The sequence below is a fragment of the Pseudomonas sp. L5B5 genome (assembly GCF_020520285.1).
Taxonomy (GTDB): domain Bacteria; phylum Pseudomonadota; class Gammaproteobacteria; order Pseudomonadales; family Pseudomonadaceae; genus Aquipseudomonas.
The window spans coordinates 6217747-6239809 of record NZ_CP084742.1 but is presented as its reverse complement, the minus strand read 5'-3'; the positions used below and the strand labels follow the sequence as shown (position 1 = coordinate 6239809).

Annotated in this window: 14 protein-coding genes; 11 read left to right on the top strand and 3 right to left on the bottom strand. The window is 64.5% G+C overall.

Going from position 1 to position 22063, the window contains the following annotated elements:
* The first annotated feature begins 17 nt into the window (after nt 1-17).
* Complete coding sequence (locus LGQ10_RS28805; protein ID WP_226523916.1) at nt 18-1973, top strand: monovalent cation:proton antiporter family protein; 1956 nt, start codon at nt 18-20, stop codon at nt 1971-1973.
* 59 nt (nt 1974-2032) lie between these two features.
* Here the strand turns inward: LGQ10_RS28805 and LGQ10_RS28800 are convergent, their stop codons facing one another.
* Nucleotides 2033-3241, bottom strand: coding sequence for an ammonium transporter (locus LGQ10_RS28800; RefSeq protein ID WP_058437805.1), 1209 nt, complete (start codon nt 3239-3241; stop codon nt 2033-2035).
* Between the two features lie 332 nt (nt 3242-3573).
* On the opposite strand from LGQ10_RS28800, the gene LGQ10_RS28795 reads away from it, so the two are divergent.
* The 10 genes from LGQ10_RS28795 (at nt 3574) to LGQ10_RS28750 (ending at nt 20583) form a co-directional block, all read left to right on the top strand.
* A complete protein-coding gene (locus tag LGQ10_RS28795) occupies nt 3574-3888 on the top strand; it encodes a DUF883 family protein (RefSeq protein ID WP_058437792.1) in 315 nt (104 codons plus the stop codon).
* A 1-nt stretch (nt 3889) separates the two neighbouring features.
* Complete coding sequence (locus tag LGQ10_RS28790; RefSeq protein ID WP_058437793.1) at nt 3890-4279, top strand: phage holin family protein; 390 nt, start codon at nt 3890-3892, stop codon at nt 4277-4279.
* A complete protein-coding gene (locus LGQ10_RS28785) occupies nt 4276-4617 on the top strand; it encodes a hypothetical protein (RefSeq protein ID WP_058437794.1) in 342 nt (113 codons plus the stop codon). The genes LGQ10_RS28790 and LGQ10_RS28785 overlap by 4 nt, the downstream gene beginning before the upstream one ends.
* A 112-nt stretch (nt 4618-4729) precedes the next feature.
* On the top strand, nt 4730-5893 hold the full coding sequence (locus LGQ10_RS28780) for an EAL domain-containing protein (protein ID WP_058437795.1): 1164 nt from the start codon (nt 4730-4732) through the stop codon (nt 5891-5893).
* A 123-nt stretch (nt 5894-6016) separates the two neighbouring features.
* Nucleotides 6017-7348, top strand: coding sequence for a deoxyguanosinetriphosphate triphosphohydrolase (locus tag LGQ10_RS28775; RefSeq protein ID WP_058437796.1), 1332 nt, complete (start codon nt 6017-6019; stop codon nt 7346-7348).
* Nucleotides 7349-8136: 788 nt separating this feature from the next.
* Entirely contained in the window at nt 8137-9804 is a 1668-nt protein-coding gene (locus LGQ10_RS28770; protein WP_226526223.1) for a ShlB/FhaC/HecB family hemolysin secretion/activation protein, read from the top strand.
* Between the two features lie 99 nt (nt 9805-9903).
* On the top strand, nt 9904-14862 hold the full coding sequence (locus tag LGQ10_RS28765; RefSeq protein ID WP_226523915.1) for a hemagglutinin repeat-containing protein: 4959 nt from the start codon (nt 9904-9906) through the stop codon (nt 14860-14862).
* A 203-nt stretch (nt 14863-15065) separates the two neighbouring features.
* Complete coding sequence (locus LGQ10_RS28760) at nt 15066-15692, top strand: response regulator transcription factor (RefSeq protein WP_058438916.1); 627 nt, start codon at nt 15066-15068, stop codon at nt 15690-15692.
* 43 nt (nt 15693-15735) lie between these two features.
* Entirely contained in the window at nt 15736-17397 is a 1662-nt protein-coding gene (locus tag LGQ10_RS28755; protein WP_226523914.1) for a response regulator, read from the top strand.
* Between the two features lie 237 nt (nt 17398-17634).
* Nucleotides 17635-20583 (top strand): HD domain-containing phosphohydrolase, encoded by a 2949-nt coding sequence (locus LGQ10_RS28750; protein ID WP_226523913.1) that lies wholly within the window; start codon nt 17635-17637, stop codon nt 20581-20583.
* Between the two features lie 4 nt (nt 20584-20587).
* On the opposite strand, the gene LGQ10_RS28745 is transcribed toward LGQ10_RS28750, so the two are convergent.
* Together LGQ10_RS28745 and LGQ10_RS28740 are read right to left on the bottom strand one after the other, a co-directional pair.
* Nucleotides 20588-21070, bottom strand: coding sequence for a GAF domain-containing protein (locus tag LGQ10_RS28745; RefSeq protein ID WP_226523912.1), 483 nt, complete (start codon nt 21068-21070; stop codon nt 20588-20590).
* The gene (locus LGQ10_RS28740) at nt 21067-21957 is read right to left on the bottom strand and encodes an ATP-binding protein (RefSeq protein ID WP_058433418.1); all 891 of its coding nucleotides are present in this window, start codon (nt 21955-21957) and stop codon (nt 21067-21069) included. Before LGQ10_RS28740 ends, LGQ10_RS28745 begins: the two co-directional genes overlap by 4 nt.
* Between the last annotated feature and the right edge of the window lie 106 nt (nt 21958-22063).

Genomic DNA, 22063 nt, shown 5'->3' with positions numbered 1-22063 from the left:
TTGTCCGGAGATAGCCGTTGTTTGCCAACCTGCTGATCATTCTTGCCTCCTCACTGGTGGTCATCGCGCTGTTCCGACGCCTGAGCCTGCCACCTGTGCTGGGTTACCTGTCGGTCGGACTGATGGTCGGCCCTACCGCCCTGGACTGGGTCAACGACAGCGAGGACCTGCCGGACCTGGCCGAACTGGGGGTGGTATTCCTGCTGTTTTCCCTGGGGCTGGAGTTCTCCTTGTCGAAAATGCTCGCCCTGCGCCGCGTGGTATTCGGCCTCGGCAGCCTGCAGGTGCTGTGCACCGGCCTGGTACTGGGCGCGCTCCTGGCCCTGTCCGGCATGCCCCTGAGCTCGGCGTTGATGCTGGGCACCGGGCTGGCCCTGTCGTCCACCGCCATCGTCAGCAAGGAGTTGACCAGCCTGGGCGAGATCTTCAGCAGCCACGGCCAGAACGCCATCGGCGTGCTGCTGTTCCAGGACGTGGTGGCCGTGCTGTTGCTGACCCTGGTCCCGGTGTTCGCCGGCAATACCGACCAGGCCTGGTACTGGGCCCTGCCCATGACGCTGGGCAAGACGGTGGTGCTGTTCGTCGGCCTGCTGCTGGCCAGCCGCTGGCTGCTGCCACGGCTGTTCCATGAAGTCGCCGCCTCCCACTCCGCCGAGCTCTTCGTCCTGCTGGCCCTGGTCATCGTCCTGCTGACCGCCTGGCTGACCCATCTGCTGGGGCTGTCGCCGGCCCTGGGGGCATTCCTGGCCGGCATGCTGCTGGGAGAAAGCCATTACCGACACCAGATCGAGGCCGATATCCGGCCGTTTCGCGACATCCTGCTGGGGCTGTTCTTCGTCAGCATCGGCATGCTCATCGACCTGCAGCTGTTCATCGACCACAGCCTGCTGATCATCGGCCTCACCCTGGCCCTGCTGCTGATCAAGGGCACGGTGGTGGCGGCCCTGCTCAAGCTGCGTGGCAGCGATGGCGAGACCGCCTGGCGCAGCGGCCTGGCCCTGGCCCAGGGGGGTGAATTCTGCTTTGCCCTGATGGCCCAGATGCAGCTCAGCCAGATGATCCCCTCCGAGATCAGCAGCCTGCTGCTGGCTGCCACGTTCTGCTCCATGCTGCTGACCCCTCTGCTGTTGCGGGCCGCGCCGATGATCACCGCCCGCCTGCACCGCAAGCCCAACCAGGCGGCGCAACTGGAGGAGATCAGCGCACAGAACGCCCAACTGCAAGGCCATGTGCTGATCTGTGGTTATGGTCGGGTCGGCCAATCCATCGGCCGCTTCCTGCGCCACGAGCAGCTGCGCTACATCGCCCTGGACGACGATCCGGTCAGGGTCCAGGAAGCCTCTGCGGCGGAAAGCTGCGTGCACTATGGCGATTGCCGGCGGGGCGACCTGCTGGCAGCCGTAGGCCTGGAGCGGGCGCGCTTGCTGGTGATCGCAGTGGACAAGACCGATATCGCACTGACCGTGCTCAAGGCCGCCCGACGCCTGGACAGCAGCGTCCCGATCCTGGTGCGCACCCGCGACGACAGCCAGTTGGCGGAGCTCAAGGCCGCCGGCGCCAACGAGGTGGTGCCCGAACTGCTGGAGTCCAGCCTGATGCTCGCCTCCCATGCACTGATCATGCTGGGCCTGCCCGAACAACAGGTGCAGCGCACCGTGGACGAGGTGCGCCACAGCCGCTACCAGCTGCTCCATGGCTTCTACCACGGCGGGCAGAGCGATACCCAGGACAACCGCGAGCCCCCTGCCGTCCAGATGCACGCAGTGAACCTGGATGCCGACGCCCATGCCTGCAACCAGCCCCTGCAAGCCCTGGCCCTGGAGGGGCTGGGGGTGGACATCCGCGCCGTGCAGCGTCACGGCCACGACCTGCCCCTGGGGCCGACCTTGCGCCTGCAAGCAGGCGACCGGGTACTGGTGTCCGGCCCACAGAATGCGATCGAAGCCTGCGAAGCGCGCCTGCAGGGAGGCTGAGCCCAGTGCGGTACGCCCCGCAGTGCTGGATCACCAGCCCCGGGGCAGCAGCGTCATCGTCATTCCTGGTTGACCGCGCCGATCTTGTGCAGCGACAGGTCGGCGCCGTAGTACTCCTGCTCCTGACTCAGGCGCAGGCCACAAACGGCCTTGATCGTGCCATACACGGCAAAACCTCCCAGCAGCGCCACCAGTACGCCAAGGCCCGTGCCGATCAGCTGGCTGACCAGGCTCACACCGCCCAGCCCGCCCAGTGCGGACTGGCCAAAGATCCCGCAGGCGATCCCGCCCCAGACTCCGCACAAACCATGCAGCGGCCAGACCCCGAGCACATCGTCGATCTTCCATTTGCCCTGGGCCGCGATGAAACACCAGACGAACAGGGCCCCGGCAATCGCCCCGGTGAACAGCGCCCCCACCGGGTGCATCAGATCCGAACCGGCACAGACCGCCACCAACCCGGCCAACGGGCCGTTGTGCAGGAAGCCCGGGTCATTGCGCCCCACGATCAGCGCCGTCACGGTACCGCCGACCATGGCCATCAGCGAATTCACCGCCACCAGCCCGCTCACGCCCTGCAGTGTCTGGGCGCTCATCACGTTGAAACCGAACCAGCCGACGATCAGGATCCACGACCCCAGCGCCAGGAAGGGAATGCTCGACGGTGCGAAGGCCACCAGCTTGCCGTCGCGATAGCGGCCATGGCGCGGTCCCAGCAGCAACACCGCCGCCAGCGCCAGCCACCCCCCCATGGCATGCACCACCACCGAACCTGCGAAATCGTGGAAAGCGGCACCGAAATGCGCCTGCAACCAGGCTTGCAAGCCAAGGTTGCCATTCCATGCCACGCCTTCGAAGAACGGGTAGACGAACGCCACGATCAGCACCGTGGCACACAGTTGCGGGACGAACCGCGCGCGCTCGGCAATACCGCCGGAGATGATCGCCGGGATCGCCGCAGCGAAGGTCAACAGGAAAAAGAACTTCACCAGGCCATAGCCATGATCGGAGCTGAGCACCGCCGCAGGTTGCAGGAAACTCACCCCGTAGGAAATCCAGTAGCCTATAAAGAAATAAGCCAGGGTCGAGACGGCGAAGTCACTGAGGATTTTCGACAGGGCATTGACTTGGTTCTTCTGCCTGACCGTCCCCACTTCGAGGAAGGCAAAACCGGCATGCATGGCCAGGACCATGACCGCCCCGATCAGGATGAACAGCGTGTTGGAACCGTGGACCAGGGTGTCCACAGCGCTTTGCAGATTTTCCATGGAGTAGGCAGATCCGGTAATGGCAGCCGGTTGCATAGCGCTCGTCATGCTTCCTGCACCAAGTTGGCTCCGGGACGCACCAAGGGCACATCCGGTGAACCGTTTTGGCGCGCCGCAGGCTGCACATCGAACCGCACGCACGGCAATGGCCAGGGGTGGTGGTTCATTTGGCCAGGGTTGGCGCGGCTTGCACGCCCGCCCCGCTCGTTTTCAGCGCAGGCCACGGGGCCTGCGCACCAGGACAAAGCAAAAGCTGTACCAGGCAATTACAGTGAACCTTCACTCGGGGCTCACACTCATAGCTCACACAAGCCACCCAAGGAGGCATCAACATGGCCAGCAAAACGGCAAAGACGGCTCAAGAAGTACTGATGGCGGATTTTCAGGCACTGGTCAGTGACACGGAACGTCTGCTGGAACACACCGCGACCCTGGCCGGCGACCAGGCCGACGAGTTGCGCGAGCAGATCCACGAGAGCCTGCTCAAGGCCCGGGAAACCCTGCAACTGACCGAGGATTCCCTGCGCCAGCGCGGCCAGGCAGCGGTCACGGCCGCAGAAGACTACGTGCAGACCAACCCCTGGCAATCGGTGGGCATCGCCGCCGGTGTGGGATTCCTAATTGGCCTTCTGGCGACGCGGCGCTGATATGGCGATCGACGAATCCAGCGCATCCGGCAGTGGCCCGAGCGCTTCTTCGCGGCGCCTGGGGGCGGCAGTCCTGGGCCTGTTGCACAGCCATGTCGAACTGTTCGGCATCGAATTGCAGGAGCAGAAGGCGCGGACCGTGAGCCTGCTGCTGTTCGCCGGGCTGGCCCTGGTGTTTGCCCTGCTGTTGCTGGTGGGGCTGTCGGCACTGGTGCTGATCCTGCTGTGGGACAGCTATCGCCTGGCAGGTATCGTCGGCCTGTGCGTGTTCTACGCCCTGGCGGCGATCTTCTGTGGCGTGCGCCTGAAGTCGGCGGTGTTCGACGAGTCCTCGCCCTTCCATGCCACTCTCGAAGAGCTGGCCAATGATCGGGAGCGCCTGTTGCCATGAACCTGCCTGATATCCCGCAAAAGGCCTCGCGCCGGGAAATGCGCAAGGCCCTGATCCGCCTGCGCATGGAGATGCACCGCCAGGAGATCCGCCATGAGTCCCGGCAAATGCTGCAACCCCTGCAGCGGATGCGCAACCTGGGCCAGAACTGGCAGGAAGGCTTCGGCATCAAGCACGCTCCACTCTGGGGCGTGGCGGTGGTGACGCTGCTGGGTTTCATCACCGGCAAGGGCGCCAAGAACGGTGGCGCCGGCAGCCTGGCTCGCCTGGTGCGCCTGGGCACCAGCCTGGTGCCGTTGATCAAGCTGGTGATGCAGGGCTCGTCGCGCAAGTCCTGAGCCGCGATCTGGCTGCATTCTTGCTAAGCAACCCGGATCGGCCCCTTTGACCTAGGGGCCGGCCCCCGGCTGCAATCTTTCCCTGCCAACCCGCTGCCCAAGAGGAGGCCCTGTGATCGACGGGCAACCGCTCGCCTGCTTCCAGCCATTCATCGATACCGCTACCGGACGCATCGCCGGGGTCGAAGCCCTGGGTCGCCTGCGCGGCCATGACGGCCAGCTGGCGTCGGTCGGGCCGCTGTTCGCCGACCCGCGTACCCCCGCGACCGCCCTGCGCCGGCTCGACCGGCAGATTCGCGAAGACGCCTTGCACCGCCTGCACCAGGCTCCAGCGGACTGGTTCCTGAGCCTGAACATCTCCCCGCGCTGGATCAGCCAACTGCGTCCTGGACAACCCCTGCCGAGCCTCGAGCAACTGCAGCGCAACCAGGTCGACCCACAGCGCATCGTCTTCGAGATCACCGAGCTTGACGGCGATTGCGAGCGCCTGGCCCAGGTGGTGGCACGTTATCGCCAGGCAGGGGCACGGATCGCCATCGATGACTTTGGCGCCGGCTATTCGCAACTCGACCGGGTGCTGGCCCTGCAACCGGATATCCTCAAGCTCGATATGCGCCTGTTCCAGGCGGCGGCTCGCGGCGGCCCCAGCAGTGACGTGGTCAGGGCCCTGGCGCAGATGGCGGAAAAGACCGGGTGCTGGATCATCGCCGAAGGCGTGGAAACCGAGGCCGAACTGCACTTCGCGCTGGAGTGCGGATCGCGCTATATACAGGGGTTCCTCTTCGCCCAGGCCCGAGAGCGCTTCTTTGCCAGCGACGCGTTCGTCCAGCCCTTCGCCCGCCTGCGCCAGGCCTATGTACAGGGCAAACTGCAGGAGCGTGGGCGGCTGATGCAACTGCGCCAGGAACTGGCGCAATGGATGAGCCTGCTGCAGGACTGGGCCGCCGCCCAGGCGCCACTGGACCTACTGCCTCGAGTCGAGGCGTTTCCCTGGCTGCTGCGCTTCTACCAGTGCGACCGTCACGGCACCCAACTGACCCCGAACCTGGAGTGGCGCGACGGCCGCTGGCAGGCGGACCCCAGCTATGTCGGCCATAACTGGTCCTGGCGCCCGTACTTCTATCACCTGCTGGCCGAGGGCTGGGAAGAACGACGGCTGATTCTGTCCAGCACTTACCGCGACGCCACCAGCAATCAGTATTGCCTGACTGCGGGCCAGTTCTTCGCCAGCGGCCAGCGCCTGCTGCTGATCGACATCGACGCGGCCGGGTTCTGAGCGACCAGTAACGCCAGGACGACCGCAGAGCGCAGCCGATGATATTTAGCTTCACGCCCCCTTGCGGCCATGTTCGGGAACCCGGAAGCTGGGCACTTCAGTTTTCTTCGGAGAGACCCCGCCTTGGATTGGCAGACCCTGCTCAACCGTGAACGCCTCGCAAAGCCGGTGCACAGCCCGGAAGAACTTGGCCGCAGCCCTTTCCACAAAGACCACGACCGCATCATCTTCTCCGGCGCCTTTCGCCGCCTGGGGCGCAAGACCCAGGTGCACCCGGTGTCCAGCAACGACCATATCCACACCCGCCTGACCCACTCCCTGGAAGTCAGCTGCGTGGGTCGCTCCCTGGGCATGCGTGTGGGCGAAACCTTGCGCGGGGCCCTGCCTGAATGGTGCGAACCCAGCGACCTGGGCATGGTGGTGCAATCGGCCTGCCTGGCCCATGACATCGGCAATCCGCCCTTCGGCCATTCCGGCGAGGACGCCATCCGCCACTGGTTCCAGCAAGCGGCCGGGCGTGGCTGGCTGGATGCGATGAGCGCAACCGAACGCCAGGACTTCCTCAATTTCGAAGGCAATGCCCAGGGTTTCCGGGTGCTGACCCAGCTCGAATATCACCAGTTCGACGGTGGTACCCGGTTGACCTACGCCACCCTCGGCACCTACCTGAAGTACCCCTGGACTGCGCGCCATGCCGACTCCCTGGGCTACAAGAAACACAAGTTCGGCTGCTACCAGAGCGAGCTGCCGTTGCTGGAGCAGATCGCCCACAAGCTGGGCCTGCCCCAACTGGAGGAACAGCGCTGGGCCCGGCACCCCCTGGTGTACCTGATGGAGGCTGCGGACGACATCTGCTATGCCCTGATCGACCTCGAGGACGGCCTGGAGATGGATCTGCTGGAATACGCCGAAGTCGAGTCCCTGCTGCTGGGCCTGGTAGGCGACGACCTGCCGGAAACCTACCGCCAGCTGGGCCCGGGAGATTCACGCCGGCGCCGCCTGGCGATCCTGCGAGGCAAGGCCATCGAACATCTGACCAACGCCGCTGCCCGCGCCTTCGTCGAACAACAGGATGCACTGCTGGCCGGCACCCTGCCGGGCGACCTGGTGGAACACATGCATGGCCCGGCCAAGCGCTGCGTGCTCAACGCCAAGGACATGGCCCGCAAGAAGATCTTCCAGGACAAGCGCAAGACCCTGCACGAAATCGGGGCGTACACCACCCTGGAGATCCTTCTCAACTCCTTCTGTGGCGCCGCACTGGAACAGCATGGCGGCAAGAGCCCTTCGTTCAAGAACCGGCGCATCCTCGATCTGCTGGGCAACAACGCACCGGACCCGAACTGGCCGCTGCATCAGTCCTTCCTGCGGGTGATCGACTTCATCGCCGGCATGACCGACAGCTATGCCAGCGAAATGGCCCGGGAAATGACCGGCCGTTCCAGCCCGCAATGACCCTCCCCGCCAGGGCCCGTTCGGGCCCCGGCAACCTCCCCGAGACCTCGCCGGCAACTAAGGGATTCCCCTACCCCGCCATCTGCCATTAGCGGGTGGATACTTTTTGAATTAACCGAAAACCGGGCCGAATAGCCAGGTTCGCATATCTAGGGAAAACCCTGAGTGAAACTAATTTCATCAGGACCAGTAAAAATAGAGCAACTACTCAACTAGAACACTCTAACTAATCAGTGACACTCCTTAATCCATTAGTAGATGTTCAGCCTCCATCACAGAATTAAACAATTGTGTGACCACTCAACCAGACATCCGACCTTTGGCATTTTGCCACCTTAGCTGCAGCCCTCGCCAATCAAGGACATAAGAGAAAAATAGTTAGCCTTCTATGCACTTACAATTTACGTACAAATAGAGTTTTTAGTTTCGGATAGTCTCGAATTCAACAGGAAATTTCCCCGCTGATCGCCCCCGAAAAAAAATAATTCCGCTCTGCGCTGTAACGTTCCCAGGCCAACTCACTCAACCTATTTGTCATACCTGAAACTGCACTGACTCACCCGGTACTCACTCAGGAACTGTCACTCTCGAGCCCTTGAACATTGTTCCCCGATAGCGATATCGACGGCGCACCTATTCATAGGCGGAACTAAAAGCGACGTCACTAGTTGAGCCCGCTGACCGGCTTCTCTGTTGTTCGTCACTTGGTCTTTTTACAGTAAGGACGCCAAGTGCCCCATTCATCACGCACTGCTCGCTTTCTCCTCCCCCGCACCGGCGGCTGGTGCCTGGGGCTGCTGTTCGGCCTGTCCCATCTCGGTCCGGCCCTGGCCGATGACCTGCAGCCGGGCCAGGAAGCCCTGCGCCTGCAACAGCAGCAGCAACGTGATTTGCAACAACTGCAACTGGAACAGCGCCAGCGGCAAATGCAGCGTGGCAGTTTCAGCAGCACTCCGGCCGCGCCCAGCCAACCAGTGCAGACCGCCAGCGACGAACGCTGCTGGCCCCTGAGCGGGACTCGCATCGCGGGTGCCAGCCTGTTCGACAAGACCCGGCTCAATGACTACATCAAGCCGTATATCGCGCCGTGCATGGGGGTCAACCAGATCAACCAGCTGCTGGCGGCCATCACTCGCCTCTATGTAGAAGCCGGCTACATCGCCAGTCGCCCCTACCTGGCCAGCGCTCCTGCCGCCGGGCACAGCCTGGACATCCTGATAGAGGAAGGCTACGTCGAGGCCATCGAGCTGGCCGACCAGAGCTTGCCGGTCTCGTTGCGCGGCGCATTCCCCGGCATGCTCGGCAAGCCGCTGAACCTGCGCGACCTCGAGCAAGGCCTGGACCAGCTCAACCGCCTGCGCTCGCTGGACCTGACCGCCGACATCGCCCCCGGCAGCCAGCCCGGGGCCTCGCGAATCATCCTGCGCTCACGCAGCAGCGCCGCTCGCTGGGGTCTGGGCCTGGGCGTGGACAACCTGGGCAGTGCCAGCACCGGCCGCGACCGGCAGTCGATCAACTTCAACCTCGACAGCCCGTTGCAGCTCAACGACGCGTTGAACCTGAACTACAGCGATACCCTCAACCACGGCCCGCGCTACAGCCGCAGTTCCAGCCTGTTCTATTCGGTGCCCTACGGCTACTGGACCTACAGCCTGTTCGCCAGCCATGCCGAATACCGCGCGCCGCTCAAGCTGGCTCGCACCACCCTGTACAACAGTGGCCGTACCGACATGGTCAGCGGCCGCGCCGACCGGGTGCTGTGGCGCGGCCAGAGCCACCAGCTCAGCGCCAACCTGCAACTGGCCTACAAGGATGTGGACAGCTACCTGCAAAAGGCCCACCTGAAGATCCAGAGCCCGACCCTGACCGTGGCCGAGGCCGGGCTCAATCTGTTCTGGCTCAACAGTGCGGTATGGAACCTGGATGCCAGCTACGCCCAGGGCCTGACCTGGTTCGGCGCCGACGACGACTCACAGCAAGTGCAACGCAACCTGCCCCAGGCGCAGTTTCGCAAGTACCGCGCCGGCCTCAGCCAGTGGCGCAACGGCCAGCTGGGCACGCAGCGCTGGCAATGGCAGAGCCAGCTCTCGGCGCAGTACAGCCCGGACCCGCTGCCGGCCATCGAACAACTGCTGGGCACCGACGACTCGGCGGTGCGTGGCTACCGCCTCAACAGTGCCTCCGGCGCCATCGGCGCGGTGTGGCGCAACACCCTGCGCCTGCCGCTCAACAGCGAGCTGCCGGTCAAGATCACCCCGCGCCTGGGCCTGGACAACGGCTGGATCAAGGCCGAGCAAGGCGCCCAGAGCCGGCACCTGAGCGGTGCCAGCGTGGGGCTCAACCTGAGCTGGAAAAAGCTCCAGCTCGACCTGGACTACCAACGCAACCTCAACACTCCGGTGGGTTTCCGAACGGAACCGGAGGTCTGGCTGGCCAGGTTCAGCCTGCAGATTTGACCCGACCGCCGATTAGCCTGAATCAATCGATGAACCTGAGCACCACGCGCCGCTACACCGAAGAACGCGCCGGGCTCAACCACTCAGAACGAGGTTCTCATGCCTGACAACACTCACAGCTTCCACCTTTCACCCCAGGGCACCTTGCGCTGGACCATCGCCAGCCTGCTGCTGGTCTCCCACCTGCCCCTGGCCCTGGCCAACGGCATCACCGTGGTCGAAGGCCCGGGCGGCGTACCCATCCTGCAGGACCAGGGCGGCGTACCCATCGTCAACATCGTCGCGCCCAACTCCGGCGGCCTGTCCCATAACCAGTTCCTGGACTACAACGTCGGCCAGCAAGGCGTGGTGCTCAACAACAACAGCGATGTGTTGCACCAGGCAGCTTCGCAACTGGCGGGCCAGGTGGCGGCCAACCCGCAGTTCCAGGGCCAGGCAGCCAGCGTGATCCTCAACGAAGTGATCAGCCGCAATGCCTCGCAGCTCAACGGTATCCAGGAAATCGCCGGTACCGCCGCCGATTTCGTGCTGGCCAACCCCAACGGCATCTCGGTCAACGGCGGCAGTTTCCTCAACACCCCCAACGCCAGCCTGGTGGTAGGCCGTCCGGAAATCGAGGGCGGCAAACTGCAAGGCCTCAATACCCAGGCCGCCCAAGGCCAGCTGGATATCCGCGGCCTGCGCAATGACGCCGGCTCGATCAACCTGATCGCCCCACGTATCGACAGCCAGGGCGAACTCAAGGCCCAGAATCAGTTGAACCTGACCGTGGGCCGCAACCAGGTCGACTACCCCAGCGGCCAGGTACGCCATGTCGACCCTGCCGGCCACACCCAGGAACAGCGCATCGACGCCAGCTTGTTCGGCGCCATGCGAGCCGGGCGGATCAATATCGTCAGCACCGCCGAAGGGGCCGGGGTACGAGTTGGTGCGGTGCAACTGGACGGCCATGACGGCGTCAAGCTGAGCTCCGCCGGCGACCTGGACATCAGCGGCCAGGCCGTCGCCAACAGCCTCGACGCCACCCGCGCCGACCTGCGCAGCCAGGGCGACATCGACCTGCATGGCGACCGCGACCTGAACCTTGCCGCCACCGACGTCAGTGGCCGCAACGTCAAGCTCGATGCCGGACGCAACCTGACCCTGAGCGCCATCGAAAGCCGCAAGCTCCAGGAAAAGCGCCAGCAGTGGGAAAACAGCACCATCGGCATCACCTGGGAAACCTACGATCGCACCGAGAGTGGTAGCGACAGCCGCCAGCACGGTAACAAGGTAGTGGCCCGGCAGGATGCCGAGCTGAAGTCCGGCGCCAACACCCGGATCCAGGGCAGCAGCATCGAGGCCGGCAATCGCCTGTCCGCCAGCAGCGCCGGCGACCTGCAGCTCACCGCGGCCACCGAAACCCACACCCAGCGCGACCAGGGTCAGCACCGCAAGCACCTGTGGAAGGAAAACTGGGACACCGCCAGCAGCGAACAGCGCACCGTCACCAGCCAGCTCAAGAGCGGCAGCCAGCTGCAACTCGACAGCAAGCAGAAGCTGCGCCTGGAAGGCGCCGAACTGCACAGCAAAGGCGACATCGAGCTGGTTGCCAAGGACGTGGACATCAACAGCGCCAGCCGCCTGAGCAGCAGCAGCGAACAGCGCTACTCCGGCGACCTGGTAGGCGGTGGTTTCTTCGGCAAGAACGCCGACGGCGACAAGGGCAAGACCCAAAACCAGGGCAGCAAGGTCAATGCCGACGGCAAGTTGATCGTCAAGGCCGACAGTGTGCGCATCAGCGGCAGTCAGGCCCGGGGCGGCACCCAGGCCAGCGTCATCAGCGACAAGGGTTCGCTGACCATCGACGGCGTGCAGGACACCACCCACGCCAACAGCCACAGCAATGACAGCAAGTTCTTCGGTATCGCCAAGGACGAGAGTCGCCAGCAAGACAAGCACAGCACCACCGTCGGCAGCCAGCTGCATTCGGACAGCAACCTCAAGCTGCAAAGCGCCCAGGACCTGGCCATCAGCGGCTCCCAGGTCAGCGCCAAGGGCCATCTGGACGCTAGCGCCAAGGGCTCGGTCAAGGTGGCGGCAGCCGAGGATACCCAGCACACCAGCAGCAGCTCGCAGCAGCGCGGCTTCGATGCCTATGCCAAGCAAACTGCACCGGGCAGCGGCCAGTACCGCGCCGGCGTGCGCTACCAGGACCAGCAACGCAACGACAGCAGCGACACCACCCGCCAACAGGCTGCCAGCCTCAGCGGTGGCAGTCTGGCAGTCAGCGCCGGCGAAGACGTGAGCGTCCAGGGCAGCAAACTGGCCGCCACGGCCGGTGATGCCAGCGTGAGCGGCAAGAACGTCGAACTACTGGCGGCGGACAACCAGCAAGACAAGCGCAGCGACAGCACCACCACCGGCGGCGGCTTCTACTACACCGGCGGCCTGGACCGCGCCGGCAACGGCGTGGAAGTGGCCCACAACAGCAGCCAGGACAGCAGCAGCAAGAGCACCGCGCAAACCAGCAACATCGCCGCCAGCGGCAACCTGACCATCAGCGCCGGCAACCGCCTGAGCACCGAAGGCGCCCAGGTCAAGGCTGGCGACAAGCTGCAGGTCAGCGCCGGGCAGATCGACAACCGCGCCGCGCGCAATAGCGAAAGCAGCCACCATCAGGACAACAACTGGGCGGTGGATGTCGGCGCCAACGTCGAATACAAGGGGGTGGCCAGGCCGATCGAGAAAGCCGTCCAGGGCGTGGCCCAGCGCAAGTTCCACCAGCCCGGGGTACTCGACGCCCTGGAACAGCCCAACATCGGGCTGGACGTGGATGTCAGCCACCAGAACCGCCAGCTCGACACCAGCGGCAGCACCGCGGTGGTCAGCCAGCTGACCGGCGGCCAGGTCCAGGTCAAGGCCGACGGCCAGTTGCAGGACCAGGGCACCCAGTACCGCGCCACCGATGGCACGGTGAAGATCGATGCCGGCAGCCTGGTGGCCAACGCCGCCAAGGACACCCACAGCAGCAACGAACAGGCGGTGGACGCCAAGGTCGGCGTGCGGGTCTACACCAACACCGGTGAAGACCTGAACATTCGCGGCAGCGGCGCCGGTGGCAGCAGTACGGTCACCAGCAGCACCGAGAAGGCCCAGGTGGGCAGCTATGCCGGCAGCCAGGGCGTGGAGATCAAGCTCACCGGCGACGGCCGCTTCGAGGGCAGCCAGTTCAATGGCGGCCAGGGCGACGTGAAGATCAAGGCCGGTGGCGAGCTGGCGTTGAACCAGGCCAATGACCGCCAGGACAGCAGCAACTCCAGCCTGCGTGGCGATGCCTCCTTGAGCCTGGGCACCCTGCCCGGCAGCAGCGGCACCAATCTCAACGTCGGTGCCGGGGTCCAGCTGGACCACAAGCGCCTGGACAAGCAAGACAGCCAGGCGCAAGTCGCCAGTATCCAGGGCCAGGGCAAGGTGCAGCTCGACAGTGGCGGCAACCTGACCCTGCAAGGCACCCAGATCGGCAACGCCGCGCGCCCCACCGGGGATATCAGCCTCAATGCCGGCGGCAAGCTCGACCTGCAAGCCGCGACCGACACCCACGCCAGCCAGGGCAGCAACCTCGGTGGCGGCCTTACGGCCGGTGGTGGCAAGACCAGCAGCGAGCAGAGCAGCGGCAAGAGCGCCAACCTCAGCGCCAACTTCAACATCGGCCGAGTCTCCGAGCAGGACCAGGACCAGCGTGGCGGCCAGTTCTACAGTCAGGGTCAGGTAACGCTCGCCAGCGCCGCCAGTGGCGATGACGCGATTCACCTGCAAGGCACCCGGATCGACGCCGGCAAGGTGGTACTCGATGCCGCCCAGGGCGGCATCCAGCAGGAATCGGCGCAAGCCACCCAGGTCCACAACAACTGGGGCCTGACCCTCGGAGCCGGGGCCAACCTGAGCCAGACCACCCCGACCGACGCCGAGCAGGGATCGTCGAAGAATGCCCACGGCATCAACGCCCGGGCCAAGATCGACGTCGACCGGCGCCAGAACACCACCCAGCACGACAGCCTGATCAAGGCCGACCAGGTCCTGCTCGCCAGTGCCGGCAACGTGCACCTGGCCGGTGCGCACATCGACGCGCAACGGGTCGACGGGGCCATCGGTGGCGACCTGATCGTCGAAAGTCGCCAGGATCGGGTGCGCTCCACCCAGGTCAACCTCGACGCCAAGCTGGATGTGGAGAAGAACCAGCCAGGGTTGGTGAGCAAGCTGGCCAAACCCGCCGGCCCGCTCAAGGACGACCTGCAGGCCAAGGCCGAGAAAAGCTTCGGCAAGCACCGGGAAAAACTGGAGAACGCCGTCGACAAGGGCGTCGACAAGCTCGGTTCGGCCAAGGACAGCCTGGTCAGCCAGGCCGGCAACGCCAAGGAGCGCCTGGGCGAGAAGCTCAGCCGCAGCGCCAGCTACGACGTCAACCCCGAGCCTCGCGGTGCCATCGGCACGAGCGTGGACAAGGCCAAGGGCTACCTGGCCGACAAGGCCGACGCCGTGGGCAATCGCTTCTCCAGCCTGAAGGAACGTTTCTGGCCCAAGACCAGCGACAGCTACTCGGTCAACGAGAAGACCACCACTGGTGCCAGCGTGGCCAACACCACGGAAAACGTGCTGTTCGGCGACAAGAGCGGCAATACTTCCTACACCCCGACCTTGAACCTGAACCTCAGCCACCAGGGCAAGGACAGCGTGGAGCGGGCCTCGGGCATCAGTGGCCGGCAGGGAGTCAACCTGTCGGTCAGCGGTGAAACCAAGCTGACCGGTGCCCGCATCGGTGCCAGCGACGGACGCGTCGACCTTGGCGGCTCGCGGGTCACCAGCACCGCACTGGCCGGCTCGGACTATCGCGTCGACGCCGGGGTCAACCTGTCCAAGTCGCCCGTCAACCTGGCCCTGGGCAGTGGCAATGAACTGACCCGCAAGCAGGACGACGCCACCCAGAAGGACCAGGTATTCAACCTGGGCCCGCTGCGTGTCGGCGGCCACAGTGACAGCCAGTTGCTGCAGGCCGGTATCGACCAGAAAGCACCTTGAAACCCGGGCCGCCCTCCTCCAGGGGGCGGCCTTTCCCGCTGACCTGCCCGCATGGGCTTCCTCTCACTGCCACCTCACTGTAATACCTCCCCTTATTCGCTGTAGGACCGTTCTTGAATTGGTTCTATGGACTTTTTCGCAACGCCTTCCCCAAGGCTGCTGGGCTACTGTTCGGGCTTTCCATTCATCGGCAGGAGGCCAGCATGCGCTCGGTACTTATCATCGACGACCATCCCGTCATACGCCTGGCCATCCGTTTTCTCCTGGAGCACGAGGGCTACGTGGTCATTGGTGAGACCGACAACGGCGTCGATGCCCTGCAGATGGTCCGCGAGTACGAGCCGGACCTGATCATCCTCGATATCTGCATTCCCAAGCTGGACGGCCTGGAACTCCTGGAGCGCTTCAACAACATGCACGGCCCCTTGCGGACCCTGGTCCTGACCGCCCAGTCGGCGACCCTGTTCGCCAATCGCTGCATGCGCGCCGGCGCCAGCGGCTTCGTCTGCAAGCAACAGGACCTGAGCGAACTGCTCAGCGCCATCAAGGCCATCTGCAACGGCTACAACTACTTCCCCAGCCAGGCGCTGCTGGCCAACCGGGCGGCACTGGGGGAACCCCTTGAACTGGCCCAGTTCAACTCGCTGAACGACCGGGAACTGATGGTCATGCAGCTGTTCGCCATGGGGCAGACCAACCAGCAGATCGCCGTGGGGATGTTCCTCAGCAACAAGACCGTCAGCACCTACAAGAAGCGCATCATGCAAAAGCTGGCGACCACCTCCATGAACACCCTGGTGGACCTGGCCAAGCGCCATGCACTGATATGAACAGCCCACCCCTGGTGTCCTGGTCAGTCCGCAGGCCGGGGCGATGATCGAGTCCCTGCTGCAACAACCCGCCCCCTGGACCTTGCTCCTGGTTGCAGGACTGGGCCTGGCCTGGTTGTCCTGCCGACTGCGCCGTAGCCGGACCTCGTTGCAGGAGGCATTGCGCACTGCCCAGGCGCTGGAGGCCGACAAGCATCAGGCACAGGAAACCAGCCGGGAAAAGAGCCGGTTCCTGGGCAACATCGGCCACGAGATCCGCACCCCGCTCAATGCCCTGGTCGGCCTGCTGGAACTAGTGCTGCGCCGCACCCAGCCGCTGGACCCGAACCGCTCCTCCATGGAGCTGGCACTGGGGGCCGCCAGGGACCTGCGAGAACTGCTGGCGGACCTGCTGGACGTGACCCGGATCGAATCCGGACAGATGTCGCTGAACCCGGACTGGATCCGCCTGCGGGACTGCGTCGACCCGGTGCTGGGAATCTTCCAGGTGCTGGCCCGACGCAACCACCTGGACCTGCACCTGGAATTCAACGTCCCGCAGCCCGAGCCTCAGGTACTGATCGATGCCTTGCGCTTCAAGCAGGTACTGAGCAACCTGCTGAGCAATGCGATCAAGTTCACCCACCAGGGCGAGGTCAGGGTCAGGCTGAACCTGATGCCCGACACCCAACCGGATCAGTTCAAGCTGCGCCTGCAGGTGCTGGATACCGGGCCAGGCATCGCCGAGGAGCAACGTCAACGCGTGTTGCTGCAACCCTTTGCCCAATCCGCCACGAACGGCCAGTCGCCCCGCGACAGCACTGGGCTGGGCCTGCCCATCAGCCATCACCTGTGCCAGAAGATGGGCGGCAGCCTGAGTCTGCACGGGCGCAGCGGCAGCGGCACCGAAGCCCGGGTCCGGTTATCGCTGGCCGGACGCGTGGCGCCCGTCCCAGTAGCCGAGGAACCGGCGCACCAGATCGCCAGCCCACCGCTGGACATCCTGCTGGCGGACGACCATCCCGCCAGCCTGGTGCTCCTGCACGGGCAGTTGGAATACCTGGGACACCGGGTCACCTGCGCCGAGGATGGCATGCAGGCCTACCGGCTGTGGCAGGCCGGGGACTTCGACCTGCTGATCGTCGACTGCAACATGCCCGGGATGAACGGCTGCCAGCTGGCCGAAGCCATACGCCGGGACGAAGCCCGGACCCAACGCCCGCCGATGACCGTGATCGGCTACAGCGCCAGTCACGACCGGGAAACCGTCCAGCATTGCCTGGACGCCGGCATGCACGATTGCCTGTTCAAGCCGCTGGGCATCAACCTGCTGGGCCGCAAGTTGGCGATGCTCGATCCGCTGCCCAGGGCGGACTGCTTCAACATGGCGGCCCTGCGGACCCTCACCCGTGGCGAAACCTCGTTTGCCTTGCGCATGCTCAGGGAGCTGCTGCAATGCTGTCACGACGATCGCCGGATGCTGGGGCTGATTGCCGTCGGCAACCAGGCCGAACTGCGGACCCTGGCCCACAAGGTCAAGGGCTCGGCGCTGATGGTCGGGGCCGACACCCTGTATCGCCGTTGCGAAGCCCTGGAACAGGCCTGCCAGGACAACAGCGGGATCGACACGCTCAACGCCACGGTGCGCGACCTCGACCTGGCACTGGTGCACTTTACCCAGTCCCTGCACCGGCATATCGAGCACCAGCGCCAGCCTGCTGCCTGACTCCAGACTCCACCCGCACATCACGGCCGCCACGAACTGGCGGTCGCCTGTCGCTTCACCCTCTTGCCAGAAAGATATCAAAAGGCCAGTATTCTTCGCCGTGACCCGCATCCATGAAGCGCACACCTGCGAATGAGTCGACGCCCACTAGCCCCGGGCAAGACCGAGGCAGGAACGGCTGCCTTAACTATGCTTGGTTTCTGAGCCCCGCCCGATGCGCCCCTGGAGAGAAATGGAATGCCGAGCACGCCCTTGCCCGCACAGCGCCGCTTCCCTCTTCATATCCATATCAGCGCAATGTTCACCCTGCTGCTGCTCCTGACCGGGATAGTACTGGGCATCTACAACTACCACGCCACCACCCGCATCATCCTGGACAGCAGCGAAAAGCTCTTCCAGCGCATCGAGCAGGATGTGCGCGGCGACCTCAAATCCACTTACGAACCCATTCGCCACTTGCTGAGCCTGCTGGCGGGCAGCCCCGAGGCCCAGGCACCGGACCTGGTGCAACGCCTGACCCTGCTCAGGCCCTTCAGCCAGGCATTGCAGGACAACCCGGACCTGGCTTCGCTGTACCTGGGGTATGCCAATGGCGACTTCTTCATGGTGCGTCCCCTGCGCGACGTCCAACTCAGGAACAAGCGCCAGGCACCGGCGAACAGCGCCTATGAGGTGTGGAGCATCGAGCGCGAAGCCGACACCGGCAAGGTCCGCTCCCAATCCCTGTTCTATGACGCCGGGCTGGTACTGCTCGGGCGCCTGGAACACGCCGACGAACGCTACGACCCGCGGGCCCGCGACTGGTTTGCCAATGCCCGGGGCAATGCCGACCAGATCACCACCCGGCCCTACGTGTTCTATTCCACCCTCAACGTCGGCACCACCCTGGCCCGCAGCAGCGGCAAGATGGCAGTCATCGCCGCCGACCTGACCCTGGAACAGCTGTCCTCGACCCTGGCCAAGCATCGGGTCACCCCCGCCACCGAAATTGCCCTGCTGGATGACCAGGGCAACGTCGTGGCCTATCCCGATAGCCACAGGCTGTTGCTGGAGCAACGCTCCGCGCGCCTGATCAAGGCTAGCGACCTAACCCCGGCACTCGATGCCCTGTTGCAAGGCCGGATCGTAAATGGCCATTTGCAGGCTCAGGGCCGCAGCTGGATCGTGGCCAGCAGCCATATTGCCGAAGGCGGTCCCGGCGGGCTGCAACTGGACATGCTGGTACCCGAGGATGAGTTGCTGGCCGATGCCTACCGCCTGCGCTGGCAAGGTGCACTGATTACCCTGACCACCTTGCTGTTGTGCCTGCCCCTGGGCTGGCTGATCTCGCGCATCCTGGTCCGCCCGCTGCGCACCCTGGTGCAGGAAGCCGATGCCATCCGCAGCTTCGACTTCCATTACCCGGCATCACGTCGCTCGCCAGTGCTGGAGGTGGACCAGCTGAGCGTGTCCATGGCCCGGATGAAAAGCACCCTGGCCAGTTTTTTCGAAATCAATGCCAGCCTGTCCGAGCAGACCCGCTTCGACCCGCTGCTGCAACGGGTGCTGTTCGAAACCGTGAAGATCGCCCAGGCCCAGGCAGGTCTGATCTACCTCAGCGAAAACAAGGGATCGCGCCTGGAGCCCCACGGGCTGATCATCGATGGCCAGCCTCAAGACCTGGCGTCGTTCGATATTGCCACCCAGGACCTGGCCGCCCCGCACAATCCGGACTGGCTGCGCCAGCTGGCCGACCACGACACCGTGGTCACCACCCTGGGCTTCGAACAGGCAGGCCGCCTGCAGCGGATACTGCTCGTCCTGGACAGCCCCCGCACCCATCTGGTGGGGATTCGCCTGCGCAACCGACACCACGAAACGGTGGGCATGCTCCTGCTGTTCCTGGTGGACAGTGGCACCGAGGCGGACCTGGACAAGCTCAGCCCGGACCGCATTGCCTTCATCCAGGCGGTATCCGCCACTGCTGCGCTGTGCATCGAAAGCCAGCGCCTGCAGGACAAGCAGAAGCAGTTGCTGGACGCCTTCATCCAGCTGCTGGCAGGCGCCATCGACGCCAAGAGCCCCTACACCGGCGGACATTGCCAGCGCGTGCCGGCGCTGGCGCTGATGCTGGCCGAAGCCGCCGCAGCCAGCCAGGAGCCGGCATTCGCCCACTACCAGCCCAGCGAGGATGATTGGGAAGCCCTGCATGTGGCCGCCTGGCTGCACGACTGCGGCAAGGTCACCACACCCGAGTACGTGGTGGACAAGGCCACCAAGCTGGAAACCCTGAACGATCGGATCCATGAAGTCCGTACCCGCTTCGAAGTGCTCAAGCGCGATGCCTGGATCGACTATTGGAAAGCCCTGGCCCTGGGCTCCAAGGAAGCCCCCCTGGCCAGCGAGCGCGATGCACGCCTGCAAGAGCTGGACGAGGACTTCGCCTTCGTCGCCCGCTGCAACCTGGGGGCGGAGTTCATGGCCGAGGCCGACCAGCAGCGTCTGCAGCGTATTGCCCTGCGCACCTGGAGCCGTACCCTGGACAATCGCCTGGGGGTGTCCTGGGCCGAGAGCCAGCGCATGGAGCGCACGCCAGTGCCCAGCCTGCCGGTCATGGAACCGCTGCTGGATGACAGGGCCGACCACTTGCTCGAACGCGACAGCTCGGAGGTTCTGGCCGCGGACAATCCCTGGGGGTTCAAGCTCCAGGTGCCGCTCCATAAATACAACCGCGGCGAGCTGTACAACCTGAGCATTCCCCGGGGCACCCTGACCGCCGAGGAGCGCTATGTGATCAACCACCACATCGTGCAGACCATCATCATGCTCGAGCACCTGCCCTTCCCCAGCCATTTGCAGAACGTGGCGGAGATCGCCGGTGGCCATCACGAAAAAATGGACGGCAGTGGTTATCCGCGCCAGCTCAAGCGCGAGCAGATGAGCCTGCCGGCCAGGATGATGGCCATCGCCGATATCTTCGAGGCCCTCACCGCTGCGGATCGCCCCTACAAGAAGGGCAAGACCCTGAGCGAGGCACTGAACATCATGGCCATGATGTGCCGGGACGCCCATATCGATCCGCAGCTGTTCGAGCTGTTCATTCGACAGCGGATCTATCAGCAGTACGCCGAACGCTTCCTCACGCCGCAGCAGATCGATTCAGTGGATCAGGCGGCCTTGCTGGGCAAGGCCGGGTTGGCCGGCTGACGACTCAGCAGTCGCTGGCGTCCAGGAATATCTGCGCCAGGCGCTCGATGCCGGCCTGGTCCTCGACGCCAAAGCGCGCCAGCTTCGGGCTATCCAGGTCAAGCACGCCGATCAGTTGGCCGTCCTTGACCAGCGGTACCACCAGTTCACTGTTGGAGGCGCTGTCGCAGGCGATGTGCCCGGCGAAGGCATGCACATCCTCCACTCGCTGGGTCTGCTGCGTCGCTGCTGCGGTGCCGCAAACGCCCCGACCAAAGGGAATGCGCACGCAGGCGATCTGCCCCTGGAACGGGCCAAGCACCAGTTCCTGGTTGCGGTTGAGGTAGAAACCCGCCCAGTTCAGGTCCTCGAGCTGGCTGAACAGGAAGGCCGAGAACTGTGCCGCGTTGGCGATGAAATCGCGCTCATCGGCCAGCAGCGACTCCAGCTGGGCACACAACAGCCCGTAACCGTCCAGGCCCTGGCCGGTGCTTTTCAGATCGATCATGCTTTTTGCTCCAGCAACTGCAGGCCCACCCAGTAACGGGCGAATTGATAAGCGCAACGACCATTGCGGTTGCCGCGACCGGTGGCCCAGCGCACCGCCAGGATGTCCAGGGCTTCGTCGCGCTGCCATTGCAAGCCGGCCTTGCGCGCCAACTCGCCGATCCAGTGCTCGACCACGTTGAGAAAGTGTTCCTGAGTGAAGGGATAGAACGACAACCACAGGCCGAAGCGGTCCGACAAGGCAATCTTGTCTTCCACTGCCTCGCTGGGGTGCAGCTCGCCGTCGACGCGCTTCCAGTTCTCGTTGTCGCTTTCCTTTTCCGGTACCAGGTGCCGGCGGTTGGAGGTGGCGTACAGCAGCACATTCTCAGGTGCCTGCTCCAGGGAGCCGTCGAGCACGCTCTTGAGCACCCGGTAGTCGCCCTCGCCGGACTCGAAGGACAGATCGTCACAGAACAGCACGAAACGCTGGGGCAACTTGACCAGTTGCTCCACCACCCGTGGCAAGTCCGCCAGGTGATCGCGCTCGATCTCGATCAGGCGCAGGCCGCCCTTGGCGTGCTCGGCCAACAGAGCCCGGACCAGGGAAGATTTTCCCGTGCCGCGCGAGCCCCAGAGCAAGGCATGGTTGGCCGGCAGGCCGTCGAGGAACTGCTGGGTGTTGCGTGCCAGTTGCTCACGCTGCTTGTCGACCCCGATCAAATCGCTCAGGCGCATGTCCAGGCTAACGTCCAGGGGCAGCAGGAAGCCGCTGCGACCTTCACGTTGCCAGCGGGCAGCCAGGCACTGGTTCCAGTCGATGGCTTGGCGCGGGGTGGGCAACAGCGGCTCGAGACGGGCCAGGACCGCATCGGCGCGTTCAAGAAATGCATTCAATCGGGCATCCACGACTTTTCCTCAGGCACGTTCAAGGTAATGATGCGGCACACAGACGAAACGCAGTCCTGATCAAGGGGTCTACAGGCCCAGTCAACTGCTGCCAGCCCAGGCCGGT

What these genes read in the sequence shown, in the direction of transcription:
- LGQ10_RS28800 (WP_058437805.1), bottom strand. Translation starts at nt 3,241, where the DNA reads ATGGAAAATCTGCAAAGCGCTGTGGACACCCTGGTCCACGGTTCCAAC.
- LGQ10_RS28795 (WP_058437792.1), top strand. Translation starts at nt 3,574, where the DNA reads ATGGCCAGCAAAACGGCAAAGACGGCTCAAGAAGTACTGATGGCGGAT.
- LGQ10_RS28790 (WP_058437793.1), top strand. Translation starts at nt 3,890, where the DNA reads ATGGCGATCGACGAATCCAGCGCATCCGGCAGTGGCCCGAGCGCTTCT.
- LGQ10_RS28785 (WP_058437794.1), top strand. Translation starts at nt 4,276, where the DNA reads ATGAACCTGCCTGATATCCCGCAAAAGGCCTCGCGCCGGGAAATGCGC.
- LGQ10_RS28765 (WP_226523915.1), top strand. Translation starts at nt 9,904, where the DNA reads ATGCCTGACAACACTCACAGCTTCCACCTTTCACCCCAGGGCACCTTG.
- LGQ10_RS28760 (WP_058438916.1), top strand. Translation starts at nt 15,066, where the DNA reads ATGCGCTCGGTACTTATCATCGACGACCATCCCGTCATACGCCTGGCC.
- LGQ10_RS28755 (WP_226523914.1), top strand. Translation starts at nt 15,736, where the DNA reads ATGATCGAGTCCCTGCTGCAACAACCCGCCCCCTGGACCTTGCTCCTG.
- LGQ10_RS28750 (WP_226523913.1), top strand. Translation starts at nt 17,635, where the DNA reads ATGCCGAGCACGCCCTTGCCCGCACAGCGCCGCTTCCCTCTTCATATC.
- LGQ10_RS28745 (WP_226523912.1), bottom strand. Translation starts at nt 21,070, where the DNA reads ATGATCGATCTGAAAAGCACCGGCCAGGGCCTGGACGGTTACGGGCTG.